Genomic DNA, 10,181 nt, shown 5'->3' with positions numbered 1-10,181 from the left:
CCGTCCGTGCCGTCTTGCGGTGATCCCAAGCCAGGTCCGAACTCACATGGTCCAGCGCCGTCGAGGTCGTCATTCGGTGGTACAACACCGCTTTTGGTTAAAGAACGAAACCATCGATCACTGGACCGGTCGGTACCAGGCCTCCGAAACAGAAATCTTGAACTACCTGGTGGATTACCCCCGAAAAACCCCCAGCGATCCACCAGGTACCGAGAATCCACCGGGTAGTTCGGCGTGAGTTGGCCCTGGCTTCCGCCCCGCTCATGATCGAGGGAGTGCCATGGCCGTCCAGGCGACCACGTGGCGACTTCGATCAAGCACGCAAGATCGAAAATCGGGGTGCGGGCCACGCCCGCACCCCGACCTGGGTGATTTGTCCGAAGTTCTTGAGCCAGCGGTGGTGTGGGACCACCGAATGATGACCTCGACGGCGCTGGATCATGCGAGTGCGAACCGGGCTTGGGATCACCGCAAGACGGCCAGAACCGCGAACCGCAACCAGCCCTGACCGACCCACCGTGCTCCATGCCGAGGATCAGGTCGGCGAGGCGGTGGGTCAGACGCCGGCGTAGGAGTGCAGGCCGCTGGCGACGAGGTTGACGCCGAACAGGTTGACCAGCATCGTCGCCCAGCCGACGACCGCGATCCAGGACGTGATGCGGCGGCTGACGCTCGGGGTGGAACGGGCGTGCAGGTAGCAGGCGTACACCACCCAGGCGATGAAGGACCAGGTCTCCTTGGGATCCCAGTTCCAGTACCGGCCCCAGGCGGCCTCGGCCCAGATGGCGCCGCCGATGACGCCGAAGGTCCAGATCGGGAAGGCGAAGGCGTGCACGCGGAACGTGACCCGCTCCAGCACGCCGGCCTGCGGGAGGCGCTCGCCGAGGCTGTAGGGGAAGTTGCGCTTGCCCTGGTCGTGGCCGAGGCGGATCAGGTGCATGGCGGCGGCGACGAAGCCGACCAGGAAGGTGCCGGAGGCGGTCGCGGCGGCGCCGACGTGGATGACCAGCCAGTAGGACTGCAGCGCCGGGACCAGGGGGCCGACCGGGACGTACAGGGTCATGCCGGCGATCGAGAGCAGGATCGACGCGACGAGGGTGACGAAGAGGCCGAGGTGGCGCAGGTTGCGCCACTTCGCCAGGACGATGAGCCAGGCGGAGACGCCGACAAGGGTGGCGGTCATGACGAACTCGTACATGTTGCCCCAGGGGGCCCGGTCGGCGGCGATACCGCGGGCGACCAGGGCGCCGAGGTGGGCCAGATAGCCGAGCACGGTGAGGCCGACGGCGGCGACCCCCGCCCGGCGAGCGCCAACCGACGAATCCGAAATATCCGAAATGTCGGAGGAGGCGGGACCGCCCGCGCCGACCAGGACCCGCTGGCCTACCAGGCTGCGAGGGCCGAACGCGTATTCAACGGCGTACGCCATCATCGCCAGCACGTAGCTGAAGATCGTGACGACCAGCAGCTGATTCGACAACCCACCCATCAAACGACCTCCTTGACGTCAGTCTGCGCCACCTGGCCGGGCACGCTCGCAGCAGGGGCCACCGCGGCGACGATGGCGTCGAACTCCTCGGTGAAGCCCGGGTAGTCTCCGCGCGGCAGCCCGCCCGCCGACATCGCGGTCGGGGTGATCCGGAAGAACACCCGCCGGCGCTTGCCGGTCAGCGAGCCGAGCAGGCCGGCCAGCAGCGCGACCGCGCCGCCCAGGACGATCGGCTGGCCGGGGTCGTGCCGGATCGAGATGCTGATCCACTGCTCGGTGCCGACGAACTCGACGGTGGTGCCGTCGGGCAGGGTGCCCTTCTCGCCGGGCTTGAGCATGATCGGGTCGCCGAACTTCGTAAGCCGCTTCGCGTCGATCTGGCGCTGGTCGAGGGTGTACACCGACAGCGGCGCACCGGCGTCGAAGCCGAGCACCCCCTGGTAGGCCTGCAGCATGAGGCGCGGGTCCTTCTCGGCCGGGAAGGCCGAGGACGCGACGGACGGGTCCGACGGCAGGGTCGGCAGGTAGACGCCGGAGAAGCCGATCTGCGCCTTCTCGTCGCGGGTGCCGGTGTCGGGGTTGAGGTTGACGTCCGGGAACGTGGCGACGCCGTCGCTGGTGAGCATGCCGTCCTTGGGCAGGAACGCGGCGACCTGTTCGTGCGTTTTGCCGTATTTGTCGGTGTACCGCAACCGCGGGGCATAGCCGTGCCCGAGGAGCGACACGTTGGCGCCGTCGAGCCGCAGCGGGTCGTTGACCTGCAGCAGGTGCGACGACGTGCGACCGGCCTGGGTGACCGTGACGTCGGCCTTGTAGGTGACCGGCTGGCCGCTGTCGAGGTAGGTGGCGGCGAACTTGTCCATCCGCAGGCAGAACTTGGGCAGGTCGCCCTCGCCGACCCGGGCGCCCAGGGCGTGCTCGTCGTAGTTGAGCAGCGTGTTGCAGAACGCGAAGTCCTGACCCTGCACGAGCAGCCGGTTGCCGTGCCAGCCGAACCACGAGCCGTAGGCGACGCCGAGCAGCAGCGACAGCAGCGCGAAGTGGAAGACCAGGTTGCCGGTCTCCTTCAGGTAGCCCTTCTCGGCGCTGATCTCGGTGACGTCGCCGTCGACCCGCACGACGGTGCGGAACCGCCGGCGCCGCAGGACCGAAACCACGTCAGCGGCGGGCACCGGCGCGATGTCGGAGACCGAGGCGGGCAGCCGGGAGAATCGCGCGGGCGCGGACGGCGGCTTGCGGAACAGCGCGGCGAAGTGCACCCGGAAGCGGGGCACCAGGCAGCCGACGAGCGACGTGAACAGCAGCAGGTAGATGGCGGAGAACCAGGGCGACGCGTAGACGTCGAAGAAGTAGAACCGTTCGAGCGTGGGGCCCCACTCGGTGTTGTCCCGCAGATACTGGCGGACCTGCTCCGGCGACACGTTGCGTTGGGGCAGCACGGAGCCGGGAATGGCGGCGACGGCCAGCAGGAACAGCAGCACCAGCGCGGTGCGCATCGAGGTGAGCTGCCGCCAGGCACGCCGGCACACGGAGACGATCCAGCGCATCAGATCGGCACCGATCCGGGTCCGACGTTGGCCTTGATGGCGATCATGAGGTCACTCCAGACGCCGGTGACGAGGGCCAGCCCGATCAGCACGAGCAGCGCGCCGCCGATGCGGGTCACCCAACGGCTGTTGCGGCGGATGAACTTGATGACTCCGATGAGCCTCTGGAAGCCCAGCCCGACGGCGATGAACGGCAGGCCGATGCCGAGGGAGTACGCGACGGCAAGGGTCACCGCCCTGGCCTGGGAGCCGCTGGTGGAGCCGAGCGCGATCATGGCGGCGAGCGTCGGGCCGATGCACGGCGTCCACGACAGGGCGAAGACGACGCCGAAGACCGGGGCGCCGATGAGCCCGGCGGCGGGCAGCTTCTGCACCCGCCACTGCCGCTCCAGCCCCGGCACCAGGCCGATGAACGCCAGACCGAGCACGATGACGATCACACCCGCGACGATCTCGATCGTCCGGAGGTGCGCCAGCAGCTGCATCGCGGCGCTGGTGGCGAGCACGATCAGGGTGACGAAGACGGCGGTGAACCCGGCGATGAAGAGCAAGATGCCGGCGACCACCCGGCCCCGCCGCTGCCCGGAGTCGAGGTCGGCGCCCGCGAGGCCGGTGATGTAGGAGAGGTACCCGGGCACGAGCGGCAGGATGCACGGCGACAGGAAGCTGGCCAGGCCGGCGAGGACGGCGACGGCGATCGCACCGAGCAGCGGGCCGCTGGTGGCGTAGTCGAAGGGCCCGGCGAGCAGCATCAGGCCTGCTCGGCGAGCAGGTCGCGCACGATCGGCTCGAGCAGCTTCTGGTCGACCTGCATGCGGATCACGGCGGCGATGCGGCCGGCGCGGTCGATGACGAGGGTGGCCGGGATCGAGTTGGGCGGCACCGCGAAGTCCTGCGCGATCGAGGCGGAGGGATCGAAGACGCTGCCGTAGGTCGGCTTGATGTCGGCGAGGAACGCCTTGGCCGGGTCGCGCTGGTCGTGCACGTTGATCCCGACGAAGACGACACCGGAAGCCTGGGTGGCGGCGTACACCTTCTCCAGTTCCGGAGCCTCGGTGCGGCACGGGGCGCAGTAGGAGGCCCAGAAGTTGACCACGACCACCTTGCCCTTCTGCTGGGCGAGGTCGAACGAGCCGGTGGTGTCCATGAAGTCCGCGCGCACCGCGGGCGCGGCGACCCGGTCCGACGCGGAGATCTTGCGGCTGCCGAGCGCGTTCTGTGGGGTCGTGCTGTCACAGGCAGCCAGAAACACGAAAGCGACGAAAACGGCTATAACCCGATAGAACATTACGCGCCCTTTGCATCACGCGCGGTCGGCGACATGGCGACCAGGTGCGCGGCGGGTTCGGTGTACGACACTCCGACGATCTTCGTGTCCTCGAAGTGGAAGCTGGTGTAGCTGGCGAGGTTGCACTCCCGTTTGCGGGGGTCGTGCCACAGCCGCTTGCGCTCCACGTGCCGGCGCAGCGTCCAGATCGGCAGTTGGTGCGAGACGCAGACGGCCTGGTGCCCCTCGGCGGCCTCGCGGGCGGCCATCAGCGCGGCGAACATGCGCGAAGCGATCGCCGTGTAGGGCTCGCCCCACGACGGGGTCACCGGGTCGCGCAGCACCCACCAGTTGCGCGGGTCGCGCAGCGCGCCGTCGCCGGCGCCGACCCGCTTGCCCTCGAAGAAGTTGCCGCTCTCGATGAGCCGCTCGTCGACGGCGATGGACAGGCCGAACTGGTCGGCGATCGGCGACGCGGTCTGCTGCGCGCGCTCGAGCGGGCTGGCCACCACATAGGTGATGTCCTTCTCCGCGACGGCCTGCGCGGCGGCCTTGGCCATCTGCACGCCGAGCTCGGAGAGCCGGTAGCCGGGAAGGCGCCCGTAGAGGACCTTCTCCGGATTGTGCACCTCGCCGTGCCGCAGCACGTGCACGATCGTCTTCGTCGTCATGAGAGCCCAACCATCGTCATGAGAGCCCAACCATCGTCATGAGAGCCCAACCATCGTCATGAGAGCCCGGCCATCGTCATGAGAGCCCGGCCGAGGCAGCGGCGGCGGCGCGGGCGGCGTGCGGCAGCGCGGCCGAGATGACGTCCAGGGCCTCGGCGTCGATCGCGGTCGAGACGAACCACGACTCGTAGGCGCTGGGTGGCAGGTAGACGCCGCGGGACAGCATGGTGTGGAAGAACGCCTTGAACGCCGCGACGTCCTGGGTCCGCGCGTCGTCGTAGTTGTGCACCGGTTCGTGCGTGAAGAAGATCGAGAACATGCTGCCGGCGGTGGCCAGCGTGTGCGGTACCCCCGCGGCGGCCAACGCGTCCGAGGACAACTTGCCGATCGTGGCGGCCGTCGCGTCGAGCTGCGCATAGACCTCGGGGGTCGCCAGGCGCAGGGTCGCGAGGCCGGCGGCGCAGGCGAGTGGATTGCCCGACAGGGTGCCGGCCTGGTAGACCGGGCCGGCCGGAGCCAGCTGCGCCATGATCGACGCACGGCCACCGAACGCGGCGGCGGGCAGGCCCCCACCCATGACCTTGCCGAAGGTCCACAGGTCGGCGTCGACGGGCTCGAGGCCCGCCCAGCCGGCGCCGCTGACCCGGAACCCGGTCATGACCTCGTCGAGGATGAGCACCGCGCCGTGCCGGTGGGCGATCTCGGCGAGCTTGCCGTTGAACCCGTCGCGGGGTGCGACGACGCCCATGTTGCCGCAGGCCGCCTCGGTGATGACGGCCGCGATCTGCGGGCCCTCGGCGGCGAAGGCCGCTTCGACCGCGGCGATGTCGTTGTACGGCAGCACGATCGTGTCCCCTGCCGCCGCACCGGTGACGCCGGGCGAGTCGGGCAGCGCGAGCGTCGCGACCCCGGACCCGGCGGCGGCAAGGAGCGCGTCGACGTGACCGTGGTAGCAGCCGGCGAACTTGACCACCTTGGACCGTCCGGTGAAGCCCCGGGCGAGCCGCAGCGCGCTCATCGTGGCCTCGGTGCCGGAGTTGACCAGGCGGACCTGCTCGACCGGGGTGCGCGCGACGATCTCCTCGCCGAGTGCCACCTCGCCCGGTGTCGGGGTGCCGAAGCTGGTGCCGTGCGCGGCCGCGGCGGTGATCGCACCGATCACCTCGGGATGTGCGTGGCCGAGGATCAGCGGGCCCCACGAGCAGACGAGGTCGACATAGCGTCGCCCGTCGGCGTCGGTGAGCCAGCAGCCCTCGCCACCGACCATGAACCGGGGGGTGCCACCGACCGCGCGGAACGCACGGACAGGTGAATTCACCCCACCCGGCACGATGGCCTGGGCGCGGTCGAACAGTGCCTGCGAAGCCGGAGCGTCACCCGCGTAGGGGCCGAGGCCGGCGGAGTCAATAGCTGTCACAGCCTGCCCATTCTGACAGCCTGCCCAGCGGGGTGCCGACCGCCCCCGGGCGGCCTGTGCCCGACGCCACTGCGGACGCTGATCCACGTTAGGCTGTGCGGGTGGATCGACCTGATCTTTCCGTCACCGTGCGCCGCGCCCCGACCGAGACCGTGGTGGCGCTCGCCGGCGAGATCGACATGTCCACGGTCCAACGCCTGGCGACGGCCGTCGATGAGATCCTCGGCGGCGACACCCCGACGCGGGTCGTCCTCGACATGGCCGGCGTCACGTTCTGCGACTCGCAGGGGCTCGGCACGCTGGTCGTGCTCAGTCGCAAGGCCACCATGGCACAGAGCTACCTGGTGCTGGTCAACGTCGGCGCGTTCCTGATCCGCGTCCTGGACATCACCGGCCTTCGTGGCGCGCTGATGATCCAGGAGACGGCTACTTAAAAACCCGGTTCAGGGCGGTGATCGCCTTCTCGACCTGGGAGCGGCCCACCTCGCCGCCCGCGGCGAGTCCCGCCTTGAGCAGCGCGGTCGCCTCGTCGATGGCGACGCCTGCGGCGCGCAGCTCGCCGTCGCGCACGCGCACCAGGTCCGACTGCGCCGCCAGCTGCTGCGTCTTCGTCCACAGCTCCACGAACACGGAGACCTTCGCCCGCAGCACCCACGGGTCGAACGGCTTGGTGAGGTAGTCGACGGCGCCGGCGGCGTAGCCGCGCAGCGCCAGGTGCGAGTCGCGGTCCGCGGCGGTCAGGAAGATGATCGGCACGTGCCGGGTCCGCTCTCGGCGCTTGATGTGCCGGGCGGTCTCGAAGCCGTCCATCGTCGGCATCTGCGCGTCGAGCAGGATCAGGGCGAAGTCGTCCACCAGCAGGTGCTTGAGGGCTTCCTCACCGCTGTCGGCGCCGACGGTCTGGACCGGCAACCCCTGCAGGATCGCCTCCAGCGCGAGGAGGTTGTCCTTCCGGTCGTCGACGAGCAGCACTCTCGCCGGCCGTTCCGGTCCAGTCAAGGAAGCGGCCCCTTTCTGACGTCATCGATCAACCTACACCGCACGACCCTCCCCGTTTACCCAGGCGGCCATCACGTCAAGCAGTTCGTCCAGATCGACCGGTTTGGTGATGTAGTCGCTGGCGCCCGCGGCCAGGGAGGACTCGCGGTCGCCGGGCATCGCCTTGGCGGTCAGGAACACCACCGGCAGCTTGGCGAAGCGCCGGTTGCGCCGGATCGCCCGGGTCGTCTCGTTGCCGTCCTGGTCGGGCATCATCGCGTCCATCAGCACGATGTCGACGCCGGGGTGCTCGGACAGCACGCGGACGCCGTCGGTGCCGTTGTCGGCGTAGAGGACCGTCATGCCGTGCAGCTCCAGCGCGCTGGTGAGGGCGAAGACGTTGCGCACGTCGTCGTCCACGATGAGCACGGTCGCGCCGTCGAGCTGGTGCGCGGCCGCGGTCGGGCGGCGCTCCGGCGTGGGCAGCGCCCGCAGCATCGCCGGGCCCGGCGGCAGGCTGCGGACCGGCGGCAGCGGCTGTGCCGGCACCGCGTGCACGGTCTGCGTGACCTCGGTCGCGATCACGTCCGGCAGGTACAGGGTGAAGACCGCACCCCGGCCGACCTCCGAGGTGACCCCGATCGCCCCGCCCAGCAGCCGGGCCAGCTCGCGGCTGATCGACAGGCCGAGGCCGGTGCCGCCGTACTTGCGGCTGGTCGTGCCGTCGGCCTGCTGGAACGCCTCGAAGATCAGGGCGACCTTGTCGTCGGAGATGCCGATGCCCGTGTCGCGGACCGCGAACGCGATCACCCGCCGCGCACCGGCCAGGGTCGGCGAGGTGAACTGCAGGTCGGGCGTGGCGACGCTGATCGACAGCGTGACCGTGCCCTTCTCGGTGAACTTCACCGCGTTGGAGATCAGGTTGCGCAGGATCTGCTGCAGGCGCTGCGGGTCGGTGACGATCGCCGGCGGCAGCTCGGCGGCGGTGCTGACGGTGAAGTCCAGCCCCTTGTCCTCGGCCTGCGGCGCGAACGCCTGCTCGACGTAGGCGCGGATCTCGTCGAAGGACACCTCGCCGGGCTCCACGTCCATGCGGCCGGCCTCGATCTTGCTCAGGTCGAGGATGTCGTCGATGAGGGCGAGCAGGTCGGAGCCCGCGTTGTGGATCGTCGCGGCGAACTCGATCTGCTTCGCGGTGAGGTTGGTGTCGGGGTTGTCGGCGAGCAGACGGGACAGCAGGAGCATCGAGTTGAGCGGGGTCCGCAGCTCGTGGCTCATGTTCGCGAGGAACTCCGACTTGTACTGCGACGCCTGCGCCAGCTGCTGCGCCTTCTCCTCCAGGCCGAGGCGGGCCATCTCGATCTCGCGGTTCTGCTTCTCGATGTTGCCCTTCTGCTCCGACAGCAGCGTCGCCTTCTCCTCCAGCTCGGCGTTGGTGCGCTGCAGCTCGGCGGACTGGTCCTGCAGCTCCAGGGCGAGTCGCTGCGACTGCGACAGCAGCTCCTCGGTGCGCCGGTTGGCGAGGATCGTCTTCAGGGCGACGCCGATGGTGACCACCAGCCGGTCGAGGAACGCCAGGTGCAGCTCCGAGAACGAGGCGACGCCGGCGAACTCGATGACGCCGAGCGGCTCGCCCTCGAACAGCACCGGCAGGACCACCAGGTCGGCCGGGGGTGTCGCGGCGAGCCCGGAGCGGACCTGCAGCCGGCTGTCCTGCGGGGCGGTGACCCGGATCGCGCGCCGCGACAGCGACGCCTGCCCGATCAGCCCCTCCCCGGGCGCGAAGCTGACCTCGGTGCCGGGCGCCATGTAGCCGTAGGACGCCTCGAGCCGCAGCCGCAGCCCGGACCCGGCATCGGCGCCGGCGAGGAAGAACGCGCCGATCTGCGCGTCGACCAGCGGGGTCACCTCGGCCATGATCATGCGGCAGACCTCGCCGAGGTCGCGCTGGCCCTGCAGCAGGCCGCCGACGCGGGCCAGGTTGGAGTCCAGCCAGCCCTGCTCGGCGTTCTTCTTCGTCGTCTCGCGCAGCGTGACGATCATCTGGTTGATGTTGTCCTTGAGCTCGGCGACCTCGCCGAGCGCCTCGACCGCGATCCGCTGGGTCAGGTCGCCGCGGGTCACGGCGGTGGACACCTGCGAGATGGCGCGCAGCTGGGTCGTCAGCGTCGAGGCGAGCTGGTTGACGTTCTCGGTCAGGTCCCGCCAGGTGCCGGAGACGCCCCGCACCTGGGCCTGGCCGCCGAGCTTGCCCTCGGAGCCGACCTCACGGGCCACGCGCGTGACCTCGTCGGCGAAGCTTGAGAGCTGGTCGACCATCGTGTTGACCGTCGACTTCAGCTCCAGGATCTCGCCGTGCGCGTCGACGGTGATCTTCTGCGACAGGTCGCCCCGGGCCACCGCGGTGGTGACCTGGGCGATGTTGCGGACCTGGGAGGTCAGGTTCGACGCCATCGAGTTGACGTTGTCGGTGAGGTCGCGCCAGGTGCCGGAGACGCCCTTCACCTGGGCCTGGCCGCCGAGCTTGCCCTCCGTACCCACCTCACGGGCCACACGGGTGACCTCGTCGGCGAAGCTCGAGAGCTGGTCGACCATCGTGTTGACCGTCGACTTCAGGGCCAGGATCTCGCCCTGCGCGTCGACGGTGATCTTCTGCGACAGGTCACCACGGGCCACCGCCGTCGCGACCTGGGCGATGTTGCGGACCTGGGCGGTGAGGTTGGACGCCATGAAGTTGACGTTGTCGGTGAGGTCGCGCCAGGTGCCGGCGACGCCCCGCACCTGGGCCTGGCCGCCGAGCTTGCCCTCCGTG

9 protein-coding genes are annotated in these 10,181 nt (G+C 69.7%); 1 reads left to right on the top strand and 8 read right to left on the bottom strand.

The genetic code is table 11. From position 1 onward, the window contains the following. Positions 1–556 precede the first annotated feature (556 nt). From ccsB to hemL, 6 genes are all read right to left on the bottom strand, one after another. Positions 557–1,489, bottom strand: a complete 933-nt coding sequence (gene ccsB, locus Dsi01nite_RS29100; protein ID WP_203849482.1) for a c-type cytochrome biogenesis protein CcsB — start codon at positions 1,487–1,489, stop codon at positions 557–559. Then, positions 1,489–3,036, bottom strand: a complete 1,548-nt coding sequence (gene resB / locus Dsi01nite_RS29095) for a cytochrome c biogenesis protein ResB (protein ID WP_239136259.1) — start codon at positions 3,034–3,036, stop codon at positions 1,489–1,491. Before resB ends, ccsB begins: the two co-directional genes overlap by 1 nt. Beyond that, positions 3,036–3,788, bottom strand: coding sequence for a cytochrome c biogenesis CcdA family protein (locus Dsi01nite_RS29090; RefSeq protein WP_203849481.1), 753 nt, complete (start codon positions 3,786–3,788; stop codon positions 3,036–3,038). Before Dsi01nite_RS29090 ends, resB begins: the two co-directional genes overlap by 1 nt. After that, positions 3,788–4,324: a TlpA family protein disulfide reductase gene (locus Dsi01nite_RS29085; RefSeq protein WP_203849480.1), complete on the bottom strand. Its 537-nt coding sequence runs from the start codon at positions 4,322–4,324 to the stop codon at positions 3,788–3,790. Before Dsi01nite_RS29085 ends, Dsi01nite_RS29090 begins: the two co-directional genes overlap by 1 nt. Beyond that, complete coding sequence (locus tag Dsi01nite_RS29080) at positions 4,324–4,974, bottom strand: histidine phosphatase family protein (protein WP_203849479.1); 651 nt, start codon at positions 4,972–4,974, stop codon at positions 4,324–4,326. Before Dsi01nite_RS29080 ends, Dsi01nite_RS29085 begins: the two co-directional genes overlap by 1 nt. Before the next feature lie 76 nt (positions 4,975–5,050). Further along, positions 5,051–6,391: a glutamate-1-semialdehyde 2,1-aminomutase gene (gene hemL, locus Dsi01nite_RS29075; RefSeq protein ID WP_203849478.1), complete on the bottom strand. Its 1,341-nt coding sequence runs from the start codon at positions 6,389–6,391 to the stop codon at positions 5,051–5,053. A 101-nt stretch (positions 6,392–6,492) separates the two neighbouring features. Between hemL and Dsi01nite_RS29070 the strand changes: the two genes are divergently transcribed. Continuing rightward, positions 6,493–6,825, top strand: a complete 333-nt coding sequence (locus Dsi01nite_RS29070; protein ID WP_203849477.1) for an STAS domain-containing protein — start codon at positions 6,493–6,495, stop codon at positions 6,823–6,825. Here Dsi01nite_RS29070 and Dsi01nite_RS29065 read toward each other — a convergent pair. Beyond that, positions 6,818–7,390, bottom strand: a complete 573-nt coding sequence (locus tag Dsi01nite_RS29065; RefSeq protein ID WP_203849476.1) for a response regulator — start codon at positions 7,388–7,390, stop codon at positions 6,818–6,820. The two genes, Dsi01nite_RS29070 and Dsi01nite_RS29065, sit on opposite strands and share 8 nt — an antisense overlap. Before the next feature lie 33 nt (positions 7,391–7,423). Further along, the coding region (locus Dsi01nite_RS29060) for a HAMP domain-containing protein (protein WP_203849475.1) at positions 7,424–10,181 on the bottom strand (2,758 nt) is incomplete at its 5' end.

It is taken from the genome of Dactylosporangium siamense (assembly GCF_016862795.1).
GTDB classification, from domain to species: Bacteria; Actinomycetota; Actinomycetes; order Mycobacteriales; family Micromonosporaceae; genus Dactylosporangium; species Dactylosporangium siamense.
The sequence above is the reverse complement of the archived record's forward strand: the minus strand, read 5'-3'. Positions and strand labels throughout refer to the sequence as shown.

Coding starts and splice junctions, on each gene's coding strand:
- ccsB (WP_203849482.1), bottom strand. CDS start 1,489: ATGGGTGGGTTGTCGAATCAGCTGCTGGTCGTCACGATCTTCAGCTAC.
- resB (WP_239136259.1), bottom strand. CDS start 3,036: ATGCGCTGGATCGTCTCCGTGTGCCGGCGTGCCTGGCGGCAGCTCACC.
- Dsi01nite_RS29090 (WP_203849481.1), bottom strand. CDS start 3,788: ATGCTGCTCGCCGGGCCCTTCGACTACGCCACCAGCGGCCCGCTGCTC.
- Dsi01nite_RS29085 (WP_203849480.1), bottom strand. CDS start 4,324: ATGTTCTATCGGGTTATAGCCGTTTTCGTCGCTTTCGTGTTTCTGGCT.
- Dsi01nite_RS29080 (WP_203849479.1), bottom strand. CDS start 4,974: ATGACGACGAAGACGATCGTGCACGTGCTGCGGCACGGCGAGGTGCAC.